At 45.1% G+C, this 19,706-nt stretch carries 21 protein-coding genes and 1 pseudogene; 13 read left to right on the top strand and 9 right to left on the bottom strand.

The features are described from left to right. Positions 1–381: 381 nt before the first annotated feature. The 8 genes and pseudogenes from HRU42_RS02720 to HRU42_RS02690 all read left to right on the top strand — a co-directional run bounded on the left by HRU42_RS02720 (position 382) and on the right by HRU42_RS02690 (position 7,939). Entirely contained in the window at positions 382–729 is a 348-nt protein-coding gene (locus HRU42_RS02720; RefSeq protein ID WP_295028808.1) for a metalloregulator ArsR/SmtB family transcription factor, read from the top strand. A 34-nt stretch (positions 730–763) separates the two neighbouring features. Beyond that, positions 764–1,786 (top strand): ArsJ-associated glyceraldehyde-3-phosphate dehydrogenase, encoded by a 1,023-nt coding sequence (locus tag HRU42_RS02715; RefSeq protein WP_295028807.1) that lies wholly within the window; start codon positions 764–766, stop codon positions 1,784–1,786. 257 nt (positions 1,787–2,043) lie between these two features. After that, positions 2,044–3,297 (top strand): organoarsenical effux MFS transporter ArsJ, encoded by a 1,254-nt coding sequence (arsJ, locus tag HRU42_RS02710; protein WP_295028806.1) that lies wholly within the window; start codon positions 2,044–2,046, stop codon positions 3,295–3,297. A 322-nt stretch (positions 3,298–3,619) separates the two neighbouring features. Continuing rightward, positions 3,620–3,903: pseudogene (locus HRU42_RS21140) on the top strand (BrnT family toxin). Positions 3,904–3,905: 2 nt separating this feature from the next. Continuing rightward, positions 3,906–4,124, top strand: coding sequence for a BrnA antitoxin family protein (locus HRU42_RS02705; RefSeq protein WP_295028805.1), 219 nt, complete (start codon positions 3,906–3,908; stop codon positions 4,122–4,124). Between the two features lie 568 nt (positions 4,125–4,692). After that, positions 4,693–5,496 (top strand): alpha/beta hydrolase, encoded by an 804-nt coding sequence (locus HRU42_RS02700; protein WP_295028804.1) that lies wholly within the window; start codon positions 4,693–4,695, stop codon positions 5,494–5,496. A 274-nt stretch (positions 5,497–5,770) separates the two neighbouring features. Further along, complete coding sequence (locus HRU42_RS02695) at positions 5,771–6,166, top strand: DUF3465 domain-containing protein (protein WP_295028803.1); 396 nt, start codon at positions 5,771–5,773, stop codon at positions 6,164–6,166. Positions 6,167–6,565: 399 nt separating this feature from the next. After that, a complete protein-coding gene (locus HRU42_RS02690; RefSeq protein WP_295028802.1) occupies positions 6,566–7,939 on the top strand; it encodes a sodium:alanine symporter family protein in 1,374 nt (457 codons plus the stop codon). Between the two features lie 647 nt (positions 7,940–8,586). Here the strand turns inward: HRU42_RS02690 and HRU42_RS02685 are convergent. From HRU42_RS02685 to HRU42_RS02675, 3 genes are all read right to left on the bottom strand, one after another. Then, positions 8,587–8,862 (bottom strand): HU family DNA-binding protein, encoded by a 276-nt coding sequence (locus HRU42_RS02685; RefSeq protein ID WP_144044637.1) that lies wholly within the window; start codon positions 8,860–8,862, stop codon positions 8,587–8,589. Positions 8,863–9,159: 297 nt separating this feature from the next. Further along, positions 9,160–9,957: a response regulator gene (locus tag HRU42_RS02680; RefSeq protein ID WP_295028801.1), complete on the bottom strand. Its 798-nt coding sequence runs from the start codon at positions 9,955–9,957 to the stop codon at positions 9,160–9,162. 56 nt (positions 9,958–10,013) lie between these two features. Beyond that, a complete protein-coding gene (locus HRU42_RS02675; protein WP_295028800.1) occupies positions 10,014–10,430 on the bottom strand; it encodes a hypothetical protein in 417 nt (138 codons plus the stop codon). Between the two features lie 231 nt (positions 10,431–10,661). Here HRU42_RS02675 and HRU42_RS02670 point away from each other — a divergent pair, with 231 nt between their 5' ends. After that, positions 10,662–11,171, top strand: a complete 510-nt coding sequence (locus tag HRU42_RS02670; RefSeq protein WP_295028799.1) for a DUF4240 domain-containing protein — start codon at positions 10,662–10,664, stop codon at positions 11,169–11,171. 110 nt (positions 11,172–11,281) lie between these two features. Here HRU42_RS02670 and HRU42_RS02665 read toward each other — a convergent pair whose 3' ends face one another. From HRU42_RS02665 to HRU42_RS02655, 3 genes are all read right to left on the bottom strand, one after another. After that, complete coding sequence (locus HRU42_RS02665) at positions 11,282–11,599, bottom strand: hypothetical protein (RefSeq protein WP_295028797.1); 318 nt, start codon at positions 11,597–11,599, stop codon at positions 11,282–11,284. A 429-nt stretch (positions 11,600–12,028) separates the two neighbouring features. Next, the gene (locus HRU42_RS02660; protein ID WP_295028796.1) at positions 12,029–12,310 is read right to left on the bottom strand and encodes a hypothetical protein; all 282 of its coding nucleotides are present in this window, start codon (positions 12,308–12,310) and stop codon (positions 12,029–12,031) included. Between the two features lie 114 nt (positions 12,311–12,424). Next, entirely contained in the window at positions 12,425–12,730 is a 306-nt protein-coding gene (locus HRU42_RS02655; protein ID WP_295028794.1) for a hypothetical protein, read from the bottom strand. 226 nt (positions 12,731–12,956) lie between these two features. Between HRU42_RS02655 and HRU42_RS02650 the strand changes: the two genes are divergently transcribed. Next, complete coding sequence (locus tag HRU42_RS02650; protein WP_295028792.1) at positions 12,957–13,493, top strand: DUF3016 domain-containing protein; 537 nt, start codon at positions 12,957–12,959, stop codon at positions 13,491–13,493. A gap of 114 nt (positions 13,494–13,607) precedes the next feature. Here the strand turns inward: HRU42_RS02650 and HRU42_RS02645 are convergent, their stop codons facing one another. Beyond that, positions 13,608–13,919, bottom strand: coding sequence for a prephenate dehydrogenase (locus tag HRU42_RS02645; protein ID WP_295028790.1), 312 nt, complete (start codon positions 13,917–13,919; stop codon positions 13,608–13,610). 56 nt (positions 13,920–13,975) lie between these two features. Between HRU42_RS02645 and HRU42_RS02640 the strand changes: the two genes are divergently transcribed. From HRU42_RS02640 to HRU42_RS02630, 3 genes are all read left to right on the top strand, one after another. Further along, positions 13,976–14,857: a TraB/GumN family protein gene (locus HRU42_RS02640; protein WP_295028788.1), complete on the top strand. Its 882-nt coding sequence runs from the start codon at positions 13,976–13,978 to the stop codon at positions 14,855–14,857. A gap of 176 nt (positions 14,858–15,033) precedes the next feature. Further along, positions 15,034–15,660 carry a chemoreceptor glutamine deamidase CheD gene (locus tag HRU42_RS02635; protein ID WP_295028786.1) on the top strand — a complete coding sequence of 209 codons (627 nt, stop codon included), beginning with the start codon at positions 15,034–15,036 and terminating at the stop codon, positions 15,658–15,660. Between the two features lie 318 nt (positions 15,661–15,978). Further along, a complete protein-coding gene (locus HRU42_RS02630) occupies positions 15,979–16,812 on the top strand; it encodes a MaoC/PaaZ C-terminal domain-containing protein (protein ID WP_295028842.1) in 834 nt (277 codons plus the stop codon). Positions 16,813–16,896: 84 nt separating this feature from the next. Here the strand turns inward: HRU42_RS02630 and HRU42_RS02625 are convergent, their stop codons facing one another. Both HRU42_RS02625 and HRU42_RS02620 read right to left on the bottom strand, forming a co-directional pair. Beyond that, positions 16,897–17,775, bottom strand: coding sequence for an aldo/keto reductase family oxidoreductase (locus HRU42_RS02625; RefSeq protein ID WP_295028841.1), 879 nt, complete (start codon positions 17,773–17,775; stop codon positions 16,897–16,899). Positions 17,776–17,940: 165 nt separating this feature from the next. Beyond that, positions 17,941–19,545, bottom strand: a complete 1,605-nt coding sequence (locus tag HRU42_RS02620) for a mechanosensitive ion channel domain-containing protein (protein ID WP_295028784.1) — start codon at positions 19,543–19,545, stop codon at positions 17,941–17,943. Positions 19,546–19,706: the final 161 nt, after the last annotated feature.

The raw sequence follows: 19,706 nt of genomic DNA, 5'->3' as shown, positions 1-19,706 counted from the left end.
GTTCCTGGTTCCTGGTTCCTAGAATCTAGAGTCTAGATTCTAGGAACGCTTTCCTTTTCTTCTGCTTCTCTGCAAAACTCAGCTACGGCTAGATGCGAGTGTGAATTCTTTAGAATACTCACATAGTCTTCGTCGTGTCCCTAATAAAGTCTGAACTCTGGCTATAAGCATATAAATCAAGCCAAAATAATAAGTTAGTTTTCTTATTCCAAAATTATCAGATCGCTCACTTTTCTAGAATAACTTAGTTGTTGAATATATGGCTAAACAGATATATTATTTTCCGTATATTCGTTTTTGCGTATATGTTGTTTTTTACTGAGTGCCCAGAGATTTTGAAGCCGAGGCTATATGTCGAAGACAAGCTTGTATGGAGTAAATATGACCACTTTAGAGTTTTTTAAACTGTTATCCGATGAAACCAGACTACTCAGTTTGCTGTTGATCATTGCAGAGAGGGAGTTATGTGTCTGTGAGTTAATGCAGGCACTAGACGAGAGCCAGCCTAAGGTCTCAAGACACTTGGCTCAAATGAGAAAGGCAGGTCTACTTCTGGATAAGCGCCAGGGACAGTGGGTGTTTTATAGAGTAAATCCTGAGTTACCAGAGTGGATCAATAAGACGCTTACAGAGCTCAGTGCAAATAATAAGGCACTTATTTCAAGTCATATCACTCGTTTATACCAAATGGGCGAGCGTCCGGAACGTGTACTAGCTTGCTGTAAATAAACAGTCGTAATAGAAGTAATCAAGGAACTGAGTCATGAGTATTAAGATAGGTATCAATGGATTTGGCCGCATGGGCCGCTTGGCATTAAGAGCCGCCTGGGATTGGGATGATGTCGAATTTGTACATATTAACGATCCAGCTGGAGATGCCCGTACTTTGGCTCACTTGTTGATGTTCGATTCGGTCCATGGACGCTGGCAACATGAAGCCAAAGCAGATGAAACGGGTGATAGGCATTACATAGAGATCGGTGATAAGCGTATCCCTACTAGCCGCAATACAGCTATTGCGGATACCGACTGGTCTGGCTGTGATCTGGTTATCGAGGCCTCGGGTGTGATGAAGTCTAAGGCTAAGCTGCAGGCTTACCTAGATCAAGGTGTGAAGCGTGTAGTGGTGACAGCGCCAGTGAAAGAGGAGGGGGTGCTCAATGTGGTGATGGGAGTCAATCATCATCTATATGACAAGGACCTTCACCCCATAGTCACAGCGGCTTCCTGTACGACTAACTGTTTAGCACCCGTGGTGAAAGTTCTCCACGAGAACATAGGTATCAAGCATGGCTCTATGACCACGATACACGATATTACTAACACCCAGACCATACTCGATGCCCCCCATAAAGATCTGCGCCGCGCTCGAGCCTGTGGTTTGAGTCTTATCCCGACTACGACAGGTTCGGCCACGGCTATTACCCATATATTCCCTGAACTTAAAGGCAAGCTTAACGGCCATGCGGTGCGTGTTCCCTTGGCCAACGCTTCGCTGACAGACTGTGTATTCGAGCTTGAACGCGCCACGACAGAGGATGAAGTCAACACCCTACTCAAAGAGGCTGCAGCGGGAGAACTCAAGGATATCTTAGGTTTCGAAGAGCGTCCTCTGGTATCGGTAGATTACAAGACAGATCCACGTTCCTGCATCATAGATGCGCCATCGACCATGGTCGTTAACGGCACTCAGGTGAAGCTCTATGTCTGGTATGACAATGAGTGGGGATATGCAAACAGAACGGCAGAGCTAGCACGTTTAGTTGGAAGTATGGATAAGGGCTAATGTGACAATGAGTGGTCTGGTATTAGGACAAACAGAACGGCAGAGCTAGCACGTTTAGTTGGAAGTATGGATAAGGGCTAATGTGACAATGAGTGGTCTGGTATTAGGACAAACAGAACGGCAGAGCTAGCACGAATGGTAGGTCTTCAAGATAAGAAGCTATAAGTTATAAGCTCAAGATAGGGCTAAGAAAGCTGTAAGTTCCTAGCATCTAGCATCTAAAATCTAAAATCTAGGAACTCGACACTAGGATCGCTATGATATCCAGAGTTAAGTCTTTACCGGAATCTGTGAGGCAATATCTGCTAGTCACAGGCAACTATTGGGCATTTACCTTGACCGATGGTGCCCTGCGGATGCTGGTGGTGCTGCATTTTCATCAGCTAGGTTATAGCCCTCTGGCTATCGCCATGCTGTTTCTCTTCTACGAGATTTTCGGTGTGATCACCAACTTAGTTGGCGGTTATCTGGGGGCGCGTATAGGGCTTAACAAGACCATGAATATGGGTCTCGGCTTGCAGGTCGCGGCGCTTGCCATGTTGCTGGTGCCAAGCTCCATGCTCACCTTATTTTGGGTGATGATGGCCCAAGGGATTTCCGGCATAGCCAAAGATCTCAATAAGATGAGTGCCAAGAGCTCAATCAAGATGCTGCTGGTTACTGAGCAGGCCGACGGCCAGGCTAAGGCTAGAGACGATGCCAATGCTAAGCAACAGAAACTCTATGGCTGGATTGCCAAGCTTACAGGTTCTAAAAACGCCCTCAAGGGAGCGGGATTCTTTCTCGGTGGTGCCCTACTGAGCCTGTTTGGCTTCACGTTTGCCATCGCTATCATGGCAATCGCACTAACCTTAGTCTGGGTCTTGAGTCTGTTTACTCTCAAGCGAGAATTAGGCAAAGCCAAGAACAAGCCCAAATTTAGCGAGATATTTTCTAAGAGCCGCAGCATCAACATCTTATCGGCTGCGCGTATGTTCCTGTTTGCGGCCCGTGATGTCTGGTTTGTGGTGGCATTGCCCCTCTATCTCGGCAGCCAGTTTGGCTGGGATCACTATTATGTGGGAGGATTTCTGGCCCTCTGGGTTATTGCATATGGTTTGGTGCAGACTCAAGCCCCAAGGTTGACCGCTAAATCCGATGGCTCGGCGCCAGGAGGAAGGGAAGCCCTACTGTGGGTTGGTGCACTTACGGCTATCCCAGGGCTGATTGCGTTAGCCTTGACCTTTAATATCAGCCCCCAACTGAGCCTGTTAGCTGGCTTGATGCTCTTCGGTGCAGTATTCGCGGTTAATTCTTCGCTACACAGTTTTTTGATCGTCAATTATGCCAGTGATGACTGTGTCTCCCTGGATGTGGGCTTTTACTACATGGCCAATGCCATGGGGCGCCTAATCGGCACTGTGCTTTCTGGTTATGTGTACCAGGTAGCTGGGTTAGAAGCCTGTTTGTGGATCTCATCGGCTATGTTGGGGCTGACGGCTATTATCAGCATTTATCTACCAAAAGATTAGCCGCCTTGGTTAGTCTTCGAATCAAGGCTGATCACATTTTCTGTTTTAGCTCTGGCTGGCTCGTGTGTTTATAACTTTTAGCTTCATTGATATCTATCGCCTGCGGCGGTGCTGTGCAGGGTCTTGTATGTTCCAGACATACATAAGACATTTCCTATCTCCCTATACGCTCTGCGATTTTATCCCTCTTTATCAGCGACCTTATCCCAAGTGTTGAATAAGCCCCATAAAACCTGAAAAAGTTGCGCCATTTTTGTAAGCATCTGTGCTAGGCGTTAGGGTCACTTTGAACAACTTGGGCCAGTGTACATACAATGTACATATGATTAAGTTTGAATGGGATGCGGTCAAAGCGGCATCAAATATCAACAAACACGGTATATCCTTCAAAGAAGCTCAATCAGTCTTCTTTGATAATTCGCGGTGCAGTTCTGGGATCGCAAGAACTCCGAAGCAGAAGATCGCTTTTTGATGCTTGGAATGAGCAATGAAACAAACCTACTCCTTATTTGTCACTGTGAGCGTGACGAAGGAAATACTGTAAGAGTTATTTCAGCCAGAAAAGCAACAAAAAATGAAGGTAAGCACTATCAGCGAGGCTATTAATTATGCAAGATGAATATGATTTATCAACTATGGAGTCGCGTAAAAACCCTTACGCTAGCAAACTTAAAAAACCTGTCACAATGCGTTTAGGTGAAGACGTTATCTCCTACTTTAAAGGCATGGCAGAAGAGTCAGGTGTGCCATATCAAAGTCTGATCAATCTATATTTACGTGACTGCATGGCAAAACACAAAAAAATAGATATCAACTGGCATGCATAATCACAGCCCTAATCGAGTCGCCAGAGGTGTCTCGCTTCGAGCCCCACACACCGCCCAGCATGCCAATTTCATGAAACCGCTAGACACGCGACTGAATGGTCTATTGTGTTCCATACAAAAGATGACATTTACCCTTAGTAATGAAATGTCCTCTATACCAATCCCACGGATCATCGCTTGCCATTAGCGAGTAGTTAGCATTACTATCTGACAAACTAAACAGTAGCTTATTAAATGGTGATCTTCCTACAGCTGATCTCTAGTGGATAGTCACCTGGGTGTACACAAGCTAAATCAGTTAGACGTAAATAAATGTGAAGGAACACAGCAATGATAAAGGATTTCAATGAAAAACGTACAGACTAGTCGATATCAATTGAGCCACTCTGCTCTACAGCCCAGACACAACTTCAAAAAATCCCTTTAGCAAAAAAAGTGCTAATAGCGAATGATAAAGTCATTAACTTGGACTCGGCAGCGGCCAAGTCCAACAAGCAGTTTATGCCTTGCAAGCAGCACAACGCACCCATACTAAGACGTTAGAGTTCATCACTACTGTGGAGTTACGATGAAAAAAGTAGTTGTTATTTTTGGTTGTCTATTACCTTTTTTTGCAGTGTCTGCTGCACAAACTGCCAAAGTTGGCGAGTTTGAAATAGAATATGAAATATCAGGTTCAGGAAAGCACACCGTCTTGCTTGAGGCGGGGGGCACCGCTGGTTTAAGCGATTGGGATCCCGTTTTTGATAAGATAGCTAAGTTCACCAAAGTTATTCGCTACTCTCGTGTAGGCAACGGCAACTCTACTCAGATCCAACGCCACTTTAGCTCGGACGATTATGCCAAGCATGTAAGTGATTTCTTGAACGTCATTGACGTACAGGAACCCGTTTTGTATTTGGCACATTCGTACGGTGCCTATATAGCGAGGACTTTTTCGGTGTCTTACCCCGAACAAATTAACGCTATGATGTTGATAGAGCCCTCCTCAGAGCACGATGTTGATATTATTCGTGCCATTGATCTTAAAAAAGGTAACCAGGAAATAGCTCAAATCAAGAAAGATGACCTGTCCAATGGCATGTCAAATCAATACTTAGATTTTTGGAGCAAACGACCCTTGCCAGATTACCCTGAAATCAGAGATATTCCGGTCACGGTTATTGCCTCAGTGAAAAAGTATAAAGAGCCTGAGTTATTATTTTTCACCGATGAAGCAAGATATGAATGGGGGCAGTTACACAAAGAATGGGCGGAAAGTTTCCCCCAAGGCCAAGTTATACTGACTGATAAAAGTTATCATTATGTTCAGATTGACGAGCCAGAATTAGTGATAACAGAATTACGTAAGCTCTTACAAAGAGTAAACTGAAAGGATAGGTCGCTCACAGTCTATCCTTTTACCAAGTCTACGCTTTATCACTGCGAGTAAGAAAGTTATGGCTGCCCTGTCTTTTTTTTGTCTTTTTTGTGAGATAAAATCATGATCTTAGATCTTGTAAATAATATATAACTACAATAAATTCAATTAGATATAATGCGCGCGTTGCCAAGTAATAGGCTTGTAAATTTTTCATGCACGTTTATCAAATCTATAGGCAATACATAAACACTAGGACGCTATAAAACTAGGGAGGGTTTGGCACATGAGAAAACTATCGATATCGATTTTTGTTGTCTTCGCTTTATTACAATGGGCAAATATCGCCGAAGCAATAACGTTGAAAGAGGCTTATCAAAGCCAAAAAAGTAATGTACAAGTCAAAGGGAAGGGGACCGTTATTCGTATTTTAAGAGACGATAATAATGGCTCGCGTCATCAAAAATTCATTCTTAAGTTAGCTCTAGGTCAGACTATCTTGATAGCTCATAATATTGACCTTGCACCAAGAGTCAGCTCTATTGCAAAGGGTGATCTGGTTCAATTTTATGGTGAGTATGAATGGAATAATAAAGGTGGTGTAGTGCATTGGACTCATCGAGACCCAAATAACAAGCATATAAATGGCTGGCTAAAGCATGAAGGTCATATGTACCAATAATGTTATAACCAGCGAAAAAATAATGATAAGGGGAGCCTCTTATCATTGAGGCATGCCAGCATAGTCAAGTGTCTTAATCTATTCAATCATTGCCAGCCTTCACGACATTGATGCATACATACACGGCACTGCAGCAGGCAATATACACTAGCGAAGCTATGGACTTCATGAATCCTATAACTAGCCATACAGCTAGATCAAGAAAAAGATATTTGAATCAAACGGGTTATCCGACAAGTTACCGTATTCTGAAGTGTAAAACTATTCACTAATAGTTTCCCTCTGCCCCCTTTCCAAACCTTGACTATTCGGTGTACTCTGGGGCGCAATCAAAAAATATTAGCCATAGAGCTAAACGTAAAAACATAAAAATAATCAGCAAGAAATGAAGAGGTTTGAATGGAAGGAATAACTGAAGTTGTCAGTATGATCAATGGTTTTGTATGGGGTGTCCCCATGCTGGTCATGATCTTAGGAGTGGGTCTGTTTCTCTCCGTGGGTTTGAAACTGATGCCAATTTTAAAGTTGGGTGCAGGCTTTAAACTGCTCTGGTCTGGCCGGATCCCTGATAAAGATAAGTCGATGAAAGGGGAAATTAGCCCTTTCAATGCATTAATGACTTCGCTTTCAGCAACAATTGGTACGGGTAACATTGCCGGCGTTGCTACAGCTATCTTTATTGGTGGTCCGGGTGCGCTATTCTGGATGTGGTGTACGGCGCTGGTGGGTATGGCGACTAAGTTTGCCGAGGCGGTACTCGCGGTAAAATATCGTGAAATAGATGCAAATGGCAACCACATCGGTGGCCCTATGTACTACATCAAGAATGGACTCAGTAGCAAGTGGGCCTGGTTAGGTACCGCGTTTGCCCTGTTCGGTTCTTTTGCCGGGTTCGGTATCGGTAACACGGTACAGTCAAACTCGGTAGCCGATGCCCTAAGCAGTAACTTCGGTGTGCCGACCTGGATAACGGGTCTAGTGTTGATGGTATTAGTCGGTGCCGTACTGATGGGCGGGATCAAGCGTATCGCCGATGTGGCGGGTAAGCTGGTACCACTCATGACCCTGTTCTATATCGCCGCGGGTCTTGCGGTATTAGCCGTTAACGCTGCTGCGATTCCAGATGCCATTGTCTTGATTGTGCACAGTGCATTTAACCCGGTTGCGGCTCAAGGTGGCTTCGCCGGTGCAGCTGTATGGGCAGCGATTCGTTTCGGTGTGGCACGAGGCATCTTCTCCAATGAAGCAGGCCTAGGTAGTGCACCGATTGCTCACGCTTCTGCTCAGACTAATAACCCGGTCGCTCAAGGCCTGGTTGCCATGTTGGGTACGTTTATCGATACCTTAATCGTCTGTTCTATCACAGGTTTGGCCATCATAGTATCGGGTGCCTGGACATCGGGTGAGAATGGGGCGGCAATGACCTCCTTGGCCTTCGCAACGGCGCTGCCTATGGGTAACTATATTGTGGCCATTTCCCTGTCTGTGTTCGCCTTCACCACCATCTTAGGTTGGAGTGTGTATAGCGAGAAGTGTGTGCAGTATCTATTTGGCGTGAAAGCGGTCAAGCCGTTTAGAGTGCTATGGATTCTAGTGGTGCCATTGGGTGCGGTCAGTTCACTGGATTTCATCTGGCTACTGGCGGATACGCTCAATGCCATGATGGCGATTCCAAACCTTATCGCTCTGGCATTACTCAGTCCGGTAGTGTTTAAACTGACTCGGGAATACTTTATTAAGAAGCGCGAAGAAGAAGAGGCTGCTAAAGCTTAATCTATAATCGCGACATAATCGAAAATTAAAAGCGCCGAGAGGCGCTTTTTTATTGTCTGTGATTTGACCGCTTGGTATGAGTAAAAAAGCGCTTTAGCATAGGATGTTAACTCTGTTGAGTTGGAAGTATCTAGCTGCATATTATACCATTTCGAGTAAGTATCTGATCATTTAGCGGGAGTTCAAAGCGCTGTAGGCAAGGCGGATGTTTGCAGCTAATAAAAATTAATAGTTCGTGGGGGTTAACTTAGAGTTGAGTTAATTTCACTATAACCAATGGTTTAATTTATTTGTGAACTAGGGGGACGCCGAGAAAACGATAACCTACTAGGTTCTATATCGCAAATGTAGCAAACTCTAACCTAAGCTAGCACCAGAATAGAGATTTTAGTAAAGGTCGAAACTATAGCTGCAATTTAAGACTAGTTTTGGATAATCATCTTTTAGGTCGTATCGCTCAAGCTCAAAGAGATGGATCCACAATCTGTCTTCTTATGGAGTGATATCGAGTCGTCGGTATCACTGCTGGTGCCGAAGCAAGAGGTGACAGTATCACAGCTGGAGTAGTCATAGTGTACCGATATGGATAGGGGAAAGCTCAGGCATAAAAAAACCTCCCAGTAGGAGGTTTCTTGAGGCAGAAAATGTTACTGATTAACGCTATCTTTCAGTGTTTTTCCTGCTTTAAACTTAGGTACGGTTGCAGCTGGGATCTGGATTTCTTTACCCGTTTGTGGGTTACGACCAGTACGTGCAGCTCGATTTGTAGTTTCAAAAGAACCAAAGCCAATAATAGAGATTTTATCACCACCCTTCAGCGCTTCTGTGATTGTCTCTTCAAAAGATTTTAGTGCGCGTGCAGCTTCTGCTTTAGTCAGGTCCGCATTTTCAGCCATTTTTGCAACAAGTTCAGTCTTATTCATTTGAATCGTCTCTTCTTTCCGTAGATTTAATTAAGCTAACCGCATTAGGTACTTATCAATTACTCTAGCTAACATGCCATAAGCTTAGCCATTTTTAAAGGTTTTTAGCACCCTGGAATAGCGTTTTAGGTCAATATTTGGGTGAATAATCATCAAAATGCGCTTGTTTGACGAATCATCGAGCATCTAGCCTAGTGGTGGACCAGTTATCTGCTGCATTTTAACTTGTTACACTGTATTTCTCGGGCATCTGCTGCATTTTACCTGCTCAGACTGTATTTCTCGCGCTAATGGGGGTTATTCATCGAGTAGTTGATAAAGAAGTCGCTTAACCAGTTGAGGTTCGAAGGGCTTGTCACAGAGGGCATTGACGCCGGCATGAGACACGTTACTCAGATGCGTTTCGTTCGCTTCAGATGACACCATTAAGATGGGGACATGTGATTGTTGGCTATCGTTACGAATAAACTGGGTGAGAGCGAGTCCGTCTACACTTGGCATATTGTAATCTGTGATCACCAGATCAAACATGTTCGACCGCATCAGTTCAATTGCTTCGGCACCATCGCAGGCTTCGGTGATCAGCCTCAGGCCTAAATTGTTTATGGTACGTTTAATGATATTTCTTGCCATCATGCTGTCGTCCACCAGCAATACCCTAAGGTTATGGACATCGAAATGGTTGAGATCGAGTTCATCATTACTGAGTAGATCTATGGTGGCGTTAAGCGCCTTACCTAAATGCTCAGAAGAGAAAGGCTTTGGCAATATTGATACTACACCGGATTGGCGATAAGCCTCTAGATGCTCACGACGGCATTCACTGGAGACCAACATAAACTGTATATCTTGATATTTGTCATTGCCTTTGAGCCGTTGGAGCAGATCTAATGCCGTACCTTCTTCGAAGTGCATGGCACAGGCGACAAGATCCGGATGATGTCTGTCTATGATAGTGAGGGCTTCATCTAGGGTCTTGGCAGTCTGAATATTATTAATGCCCTCCTGATTCAATCGGTTACTGATTATTTTTCTTTGAGTATCAGAGGGCTCAACCAGCAGTATTGAAAGTTCACTCGGGAGTAGCATGCTCATCGTCACGATTCTCGGAATATTATTGTCATTATGTAGCGGCTAAATTACATTAAAGATCATGCATGATCAAACCGCTTATTCTTGCTTGCTTCTTCCACTTGCAGGTAGGCCTTAGTGGATTTGGCTAGGGCAAGATAGATCTGGAATGACAAGAGTAGGGTGGCGATTATTGCGATGAGTGGCACGGGAATATCATGGCCATCTAGAATGACTTTGACATCTTGGGGCGAGATTTGGTAGGCGATAATGGCTGTGCCAGCCAGTGCCGATAATCCCAATGTCTGTACTGCTAAGTAAACGTTAAAGACAACGCTGGCCCAGTTAGTCCTTAGTATCAGACCTATGAGAACCGGGATAACCCCGAGAGAAAATAGATCCACGGCTTGGGTGTTGACGGCCCGGAATAGGGCGACAACAGCCAAGGCGAAATATAGCAACATGAGTATAGATAAGCCTAAGGGTGGTTTTTTCATTGAATGTCTCATAGAACCTAAGTGATAGTTTATGTTGATGCTAGGAATTTGGCGAGTGTAGAAAAGTCCATCGGCGCTGTCAAAGGTATATCCCATTTTCTTTCGGGGGGAGCGGCTGAGACCTCGATAGAGAGTTTGACTGGATCTGATTGTCAGCGAATTTGTACTGTCTCGAGTCAGTATATTGGTTAGAATAGTCAAAAGCAGTAGATGAGAGTGAAGATAAACAGTATGACTGAAATAGAATTCTGGCAACTGGTCACGAGAGACACACCCGCGCAAGACCAGATAAGCCTTGCCGATAACCTTAAGAGTAAATTAGAACGACTATCTGACCAAGAATTACTCGAATTCGATAAAATATTCGGCCAGCAGATGCGCAGATCTTATTTTTGGTCTATTTGGGGAGCGGCCTATATCATCACTGGTTGTGATTCAGAATATGCTTTTGCCGAGTACCGATGTTTTCTTATCTCATTGGGTCAAGAGTGGTACGAAAAAGTGATCGCCAATCCCGATGAGATTGCCCTGTTGACTCAGTGGCCGGAGAAAGATGGTTATCCTTATCCGTTTTTGGATGAATATGATTTGATAGCCGGTCAGATCTTCGAAGATAGAACTGGCGAGGAACTGCCTTTTATCCCTTCCGGAAAAGCGACGCCACAAGGTAAAAAGTTCACCAGCAAGAAAAAGCAGTTAAAAAATGCTTATCCGCAATTGAGTCAAAGGTTTCCATTCTAAACTGACGCATATTTCGCTGATGTTTTACAGCCGAGAAGGTAAAAAAGCGAGATCAAGCTCGCTTTTTTATTGAGTATCTATACCTAGTACTTATTGGTATTAGGCAATGATCATTTTTGATCGTAACAGACCTCGGTGGCATTATCATAAGCACGTCCATGTTCGTTACAGATATTACTCATAAACGTGTTTTCAGCCTTTTCCAAGCCAAGGTTGAAATCTAGTTGTTGGTTATCAATCATAGCTTCATCTGACCTATCTTGCTGCTCTGACAAGAGTTCGATATGCTGATTGACGGCAGCCCGTTCAGAAGGCGTAAAGCCATTGGCTGATGCTTGACCTGTGATCATGGCGCCTAAGATAAAGACTGAAACTAGTGCGATTTTACCAGAGAAGTTGACGTTAGTTTTCGTGTTTGCATGGCTCATAAATGTCTCCAAAATGTATTGTGTCCAGATAAGAAACCGTTTGCTCTTGGTCGACATCTGTCTTAAATGTCGATCAAGAGGTGTCATCCCCTGGTAGTAAGCTTGTTTTCGCGGCTTCTGTTGAAACGTGTTCTCGGAACCTTCTCGCAGAAGAGCTAGTGCTCGTTAACTTGTCCAGTATGGTAAACGGTAAACCATGAACCTAAGCTGAATGAAAAGTGAGCAGTGTAATTTGGATGAGGCCAGATGTTGACTAGGTGATCTATTGAGGGGGCACTAGCTTGCGAGCCTACTCTTGGGTGAAACTCGTGTTGAATGCGAGGCATGGGCTGCCTCGCGGCGTTTTTACACCAGTATATGTGGGCCGACGATACTGATTATCGTACGTTACAGATCTCTTCAGCAGTATATGTGGGGCGACGATACTGATTATTGTAAATTACAGATCTCTTCACCCGTCTTGAGGTCGATAGAATATTCGGTACAGATGGACTTTAGCATCTCGTGGACTTCTTGATCGAGTTGTCGATCTATCTTGTCTAATTGTGTCTCTGCATCCATACCTTCGGTGAGAGCCTGATACTGGCTTAGCACTTCTTCGGCTGTGGCCTTAGTTTCATCTATCTCGAAACGCGACAGATCGGTGGCATTAACTAAAGAAGAAGTGGTGAGAAGAGAGATTATTAATATGTTTTTTAGTGATGAAATCATAGCCATACCCTTAATAGCGTCTTGGTCACATATTGTTACACAATAATATCGCCAACTGAAAGTTAACACAAGTGTTGGCGATGCCAAAAAGCTAATAGGCTAACTAAGGAGCGCTTATTCTCTTTTCATTGTCTCACATTGAAACCCTTGGCGGCTGGAGTCGAAGCGGCATCTTAGCCCGCATTCCCAGGGGGCGTTATCGAACTTGACCGAGGTTGCTAATGCGTGTTCACTGCAAGCCTCATAGCTGATGAAGTCATCTTGTTTCTTATATCGACCCGAATTGTAGCCATTGGTATATACGAAAGAGGACCAAGTTTCAGCTGAGTGGCTCTTTTCTGAGCTATTGATAAGATAGAGGCTAGTACCAAGACCGATGAAAATCAGAGTAACGAGAATAATAGCGGGGGAATTTTTCATTTTATGTCAGGATTGTTTAGCATTGAGTGACGCTATTCTATTTATCAATGATAACTTTTGATACAGTTTTATCTGAATATTATGTAATTAAATCTAGCGTGTTACGGTCTAATACTTATGGTGCGCGATACAATGGATGGTCACTAATTGTTTTGCATTAAGCTCATGTACAGGTTATATTTTGTACGATAAACTCCATGAAGAACACTTAGCCCAGGAGGCTGATATGAAGTTACCCTATCTATTACTAGCAGGAACTATGGTTTCTGGTGCGATGCTTTCGGGTTGCGCGGTTGCCGATGACGTGGCTGAAAACCCAGTAACAGAACAAGGTGTGGTCAAGATAACTTGGCAAGACCCTAAGAGTTTCCGTGATGTTAAAGCGGTGAGCGATATTCAGTCGCGTTATGAGGCGCGTACGTTTGAAACATTAACCAAGGGTCTAGATAAAGAGGCGAGAAAAATTCTCAAGCCTGAACAAAAACTTGAGTTGATCGTGACAGACTTAGATCTTGCCGGCGATGTCAGGCCGACATTCGGTGCGACCATGCATGATATTCGCTTAATCAAAGATATCTATCCGCCTCGCATTACCTTTAGCTATTCTGTACTCGAGGGCGATAAGGTGGTCATGGTAGGTAACGAGAAACTGACCGATATGAGCTTCATGCATAACATAGGTCGCGCTAACGATAAGCCATTAAAATATGAGAATAAATTACTCGCGGATTGGATGAAGAAGACGGTTGAACCTAAAATCTAACTGCTAAGTTCAGATCCTAATACAGTTCTCATGTGTTAAATGCAAACAGGCTAAATGAGCGAATCGCTTATTTAGCCTGTTTTGTTTTTTCTGGCAGAGTTCACTAAATACAGGTTATTTTGATTGCTCTTTAAATGCCTGTAATGTCTGAATCAAAATGCCCAACTTGCGTACAAACGTCTCTAATGCAGCAGGCATTGTTTCGCTATCTGTCGGCAAGACTTCGAGTTCATCGGCAAGCTCTTGGACATAGGGCTTGAAGCGATTACTGCTGGTGGTGAAGCCTTCAGTTTGAGCGAAAATCCGATTGAATTTCCCATGACCCGCTTTTTTTAACTCATCGAGCTTGCCATCTGCATCGATGGATTTACGATAGGCTGATTGTAAGTTTTGTTTCAATTGTTCAATAACACGTGTATGTGGCACAAAAGCCTCTCATTGCATAAACTTTTAAATTATCGAGATTATAAGGGGCTAATCGGATGGCAACAAGTCGGCATAGATTATTACTCGGTGTTATATGGCTCGCTTTCTCGGGTTTTATGGCATCGACCCAGGCTGCGGTAGAAGATAGGCCTCCATTTTTTAAGATCGATTATCAAGATCAGACCGCTTATCTACTCGGCTCCATTCATGTGGGCCGGGCTGATTTCTATCCTATGGCAGCGATGATCGAATCTAAATTTGAGTCAGCTGGCTCTCTCGTTGTCGAGGCTGATGCGGGTAGCGCCGACATCATGGCCTTGATAAGAAAATATGGCTTGAACACGCTTCCCATAGACGTTGAAACTAAGACAGTGCTCGATGCCTACTGTAAGCCAAGAGGCAGCGTGTGTGCGGCACTGAGTGGATTCGCACCTTGGCTGCAGTCGATGCAATTGGGAATGAATCGGTTCGAGGCACTAGGGTACAGTGCAGGTTATGGTGTAGATCAGAGGTTTATTGCTAACAATCAAGGCCGCCCCCTGTTAGAGCTAGAGAGTACCGAGTTCCAGTTTCAGTTACTCTCCTCCTTCGATGAGGAGTCTCAGTGGGCCATGGTGAGAGAAGCGATAGAGTCACCGGACGAAGATATGCATGGCCTAGTTACGGCATGGAGAACGGGAGATGCGGCACATATCGCCGAGCTTATGGAGGGGCAGATGTCAGATGAGGAGGATATCTTTATGTTGGAAAAATTGCTCTGGCAACGCAACATAGATATGGCGGCGAGAATTCGTGAGCTAATGCAAGAGCCTAGCACTCAACAGCCGTTATTTATCATTATCGGTGCCGGCCACCTGGTTGGTGATAGAAGTATTCCCATGGAGATGACTCAGCACGGGGCTAAGGTGACAAGCTGTTGGCCGCAGGCGTGTGATTGAGCCCCATTAATCCTAGAGTTAATGTTAATCGCCAACTCAATAGGCGTAAATAATGAGCAAGTATTAGGGCTTGCCTGCATTTGCCTGACTATACTTTTGACTCATGTTGGTACTCAACACCATACTCGCATCTTAGCTAGAGTTTGAGTTGGCGCAATTAAGAGCAAGGAGGCTGAATGCAAGCTGTCGCTATTCCTCCCCCACGAATGGGTTTCGAGGAGATCCCCAGAAACTGGGATAGGAAGCATAACAAGGTCATAGCCAGAGTCGACCCCGGCGCCTTCTATATATCCTCCCACGACGAATATATCTTCACCCGTTTGGGTTCCTGCGTTGCCGCCTGTATCTGGGACCCCTTAGTGGGGATCGGGGGTTTGAATCACTTCCTCTTGCCCGAGAAGGAACTCCATGAAGACTGGCACCAAGTGACAAGCTATTCGTGTCGCTATGGTAACCTGGCCATGGAAAAATTGATCAATGGCATCTTGACCTCTGGTGGTCAACGACAGAGATTGAAGGCAAAGGTGTTTGGTGGGGCGCAGATAACCAAGAGGTCAGTGCTCAATGTCGGTCAATCTAACATAGAGTTTGTCAAGGAATACCTGACACTCGAGGGCATCGCGATAGAGGCGGAAGACTTGGGCGGTCCCTGGCCGCGTAAGGTGCTGTTCCACCCTAACAGCGGTAAAGTCTTGTTGAAACGCATGTCACCTGCGCGTATAGGTCAGATGATGACTGAAGAGAAAGTTTATCTTAATAATATCGTTAAAAAACAAGAGGATAATCAGGTGGAGCTGTTTTAAAGTCAGGTTATCTTTAGCGTCATGACCACTCGCGTGGCGATTTATACCGGTGGATGTTAAGCAAAACCCTGTCCAGGAGTCGCTCAAAATCTTGCTATATCTGCTTTACACTTTTAACCATGGAGCTCTAGTCTATTTTCATCTAATTCTGCCGCCTTGTGTACGCTCAAAAGCTATTTGAAATAGATTAATTCAGTTTGAATTTAGCGGATCGGCTGTACTTTAATGTATACTCGCCGGCTTAAAATCTGCTTGGTGAGATAAAATTTGAAAGGTTCGGTTAACGTGGAAAATGATTATTCTATTCAATTGAAGGCGATGCCCTCTCTATTTTCCCTCTATCGTAAGATCTTCTTCGGGCGTAAGCCGGGGTGGAATGAGCAGCCTTTGCCAAAGATCTATGTCTCAGTCTCTAATGTCTGTTTATCGAAAGATAAAGTGGCCCAATATTCATCGGTATGTGGCTTCGATTTCGACGGCAAGGCACTGCCCATGACTTACATGTATGTGATGGCCTTTCGTCTGCATGCGGCTATCTTTACCCATGATGGCATCACGTTTCCACTGCTTGGAATGATTCATCTTAACAACAGTATTTCTCAATACAGAATGTTAAGTGTCGATGAAAAATTCGATATTGAGTGCGCCTTAACGAGTAGCACAGTGACGGATGCTGGATTAGAATTCAACCTAGTCTCGAAAGCCTTCGTCGATGATGAATTGGTGTGGGAGTCATTGTCTACCTATCTCTATCGTATCGAGAACGGTAAGCGCCGTATTCGCCCACCTAAGGCCAATGCCATGGCTTGGGAGTCCCCTGAATCTTGGAGTCTGGGCGACGATCTAGGTCGCCGTTATGCGAAAGCGTCGGGAGACTATAACCTTATTCATCTTCACCCAGTATTGTCGAAGCGTTTTGGTTTCGATCGTGTGTTGGCTCACGGTATGTGGTCTAAGGCGCGCTGTATCGCCCAGATGATGCCGCAAATTGGCGAGCGTCCTTGCAAGGTGGAAGTTGCATTCAAACTGCCACTGTTAATGCCAGCCGATGTAACCTTCGATTCCGAGGCCGATGAAGATGATTTAGTCTTTGAACTCAGAGATAAACGAGGTCGTCGTCCGCATCTCTCGGGAAAAATCAGCTTCCTGTAATTAATACCTGTTAATTGGTATTAATATGACTCGAATAGAAAAGGCGCCACTGGCGCCTTTTCTATTCGAGTCTGAGACGCTTATCTAGGGAACGCTGTGGCCCATCGAGGCCTGCCAGATGCTGAACCATTGCTGCTTGTCTAACTTTATCCGCCTCGATGCTTGAGCGGCTGCGATTCTGTGGGCTTGTCCACTGCCAATGATGGGTTTAGGTTGGCTGGGTAGAGCCAATATCCAAGCATAGATGATCTGGCTGATATCTTGGGTGCCATGTTCATCGGCTATCTTGGCTAGCTGTAGCCTCAATCTTTGGCTGGACTCATCGTCTGAGGAGAAAATATTTCCACCACCCAAACAAGACCAGGCCATGGGAGGGATCTTATGCTGCTGGCAGTGATCTAAGGTACCGTCGCTGAGGCTGGTCATATTCATCGGCGATATCTCCACCTGATTCGTCACCAAAGGAATATCGAAGCGATGCAAGCTAGATTGCAACAGGTCAAATTGAGCCGGTGTGAAGTTAGAGACGCCGAAGTTGAGCACCTTACCGGCTTGCTTGAGTTGCTCAAAGGTGGCGGCGACCTCATCGGCACGCATCAAGGGGTCCGGTCTGTGGATCAGCAGGAGATCGAGTCGATCCGTTGTTAGCCGGGTGAGTGAGGCATCCACCGAGGCGAGAATGTGCGCCTGGCTGGTATCGTAATGATTAACATAACGTTCTGGAGCCGAGTCGAATGCGGGTTTAATGCCACACTTACTGACTATCTGCATCTGCTCACGCAATGATGGCCTCAAGGCTAGGGCTTCACCGAATAGGCTCTCGCATAGAGACTGGCCATAGATATCCGCATGATCCATGGTGGTGATCCCCAGATCAAGATAGGTCTCTAGTAAGTGAAGCCGCTGTTGAGTCGACATATCCCAGGTGTGCATGCGCCAGAAACCGGCGATAAATTCAGACATTTCAAGGCGGGGCGTGCTGGGCTCCCGTGTGTCTATTTGGTCCTCATCTCGCTTAGATGTCGTGTTCATGTATTCGCTCATATGACGTTAATGGTCGCCTCTCATCTAGTGGATCACTTTCAATTGATTCAGATTAAGCTGCGTAAAAAACTCGGTTAGAGCTGGTTATTTTTGATAAATATGTACATCGCGCTGTGGGAACGGAATGCTGATGTTCTCTCTGTCGAAGCAGACCTTCACTTCACGGGTGATATCCCAGTAAACATTCCAGTAATCCTCTGGCTTGGCCCATGGGCGTACCACGAAGTCTACCGAAGAGTCGCCCAGGGTATGTAGCTTGACCATAGGGACTGGCGTCTTAAGTACTTTAGGATGTGATGAGACGATATCCATAAGCACACGTTCCGCTTTCTCAATGTCATCACCGTAGCCGATGCCGAAGGTCATATCGACACGCCTCTGATGCTCAACTGTGATGTTATTGATGGTATCACCCCAGATCTTATTATTGGGGATGATGAGCCTCTGGTTATCTAAGGTCTTGATGGTGGTCGACACCAGATTCATGTGACTCACCTTACCGGTCACCCCCGCCGCGTTGATGAGGTCGCCGACATCATAGGGACGGTAGACCAGTATCATCATGCCGGAGGCAAAATTAGATAGGGTGTCTTGCAAGGCAAATCCAATGATGACACCGGCAACACCGAAACCTGCTAATAAGGGGCCTAGCTCGAAACCGAGTTGCGATAAGGCTATCAGTACCCCGATAGTGAACACTGTCTTACCCGATAAAGAGGTGAAGAACTCTTGCAGCAGCTTGCTGAACTTGAGTTTAGAGTTGCTCACCGTTTTCTTCACCAGTTTCTCAACGCCTTTGGCGACTAAGTTAGTAATCACTATGATCAGCAGGAAGATAAAGACCTTGAAAACCACATTAGGGCCATTATCTATGAACTGATTCTTTGCCCTATACAGCCATTGTTCTATGAGGCTGCTGGCGACGTCCAGATTGAGTACATCCTGAGTGATGTCGCCAGAAGTACTGAACAGGGTCTGTGTTAGCTCCGAGGTGTCCAGGCCTAAATTATCCAGCAATTGAATCACGACCCCTAAGCTTGAACTGCTATGGGACAGTCGCTCATTAAGCTGAGTGATCTTAGCCGTTTGCTCGCCGGAGACATCTTTACCTGCCAGGTTGGCATCATTCACTGCGGCCCTCAATCTGTCTTGAGTGAAATGTACCAGGCTATCTAAGTTATCGGCTCGCTCAATCAGGCTAGCTGTGAATTGCTGCTTCACATCGCCAGTATCGATAGATAGCTGCTCTGCCCAGTTTAAAGTATCAGATTTGGCTTGTAGCATCTCATCTCGCTCTAACTCTCTATTGGTTAGTTGCATCATGATATCGGCGTCATTGCCATGTCCCAATGTCAGTTTGAGGATGGCTATACTGATCTGGTAATGAGCGTCGATAGTCTCGATTAGATTGAGATGTTCTTTGACGTAGGAGGTCAACAAGTCGGTGTTTAAGGAGGGCTGCTCCATTAACGCTTTGAGCCTATGATGTAATTGAGCCGATTTTTGTTTTATACGGTATTCGGTTAATTCAGTTAACTCGCCTCGGATCTTGCGCAACTGGATGAGATGGCTCTCTATCGATTGCTGCAAAGCGGTGAGCTCAGACGTGATATCAGCCTCTTCGGCTCGGACCTGAGTCCCAATAAGTGCCATCAAGGTGAGCATGATAAGGGCGAATGGTCGATTCATAGGAAAATCCTGCTGATATTGTAAACATCAAGGGTATTACTTAGAACGATGAATGTAAATTAATGGTTAAAATATATGATGAGCTGTGGGAGGGGGCGATAGGGGGGAAAAGCAGCATGTTTTTGACACCGATTCTGTTAAACTCTTTCACCGAATTTGGT

The sequence above is a fragment of the Shewanella sp. genome (assembly GCF_013214165.1).
Lineage (GTDB): Bacteria > Pseudomonadota > Gammaproteobacteria > Enterobacterales > Shewanellaceae > Shewanella.
Note: the sequence above shows the minus strand (reverse complement) of the source record. Positions and strands in the feature narration are given on the sequence as shown.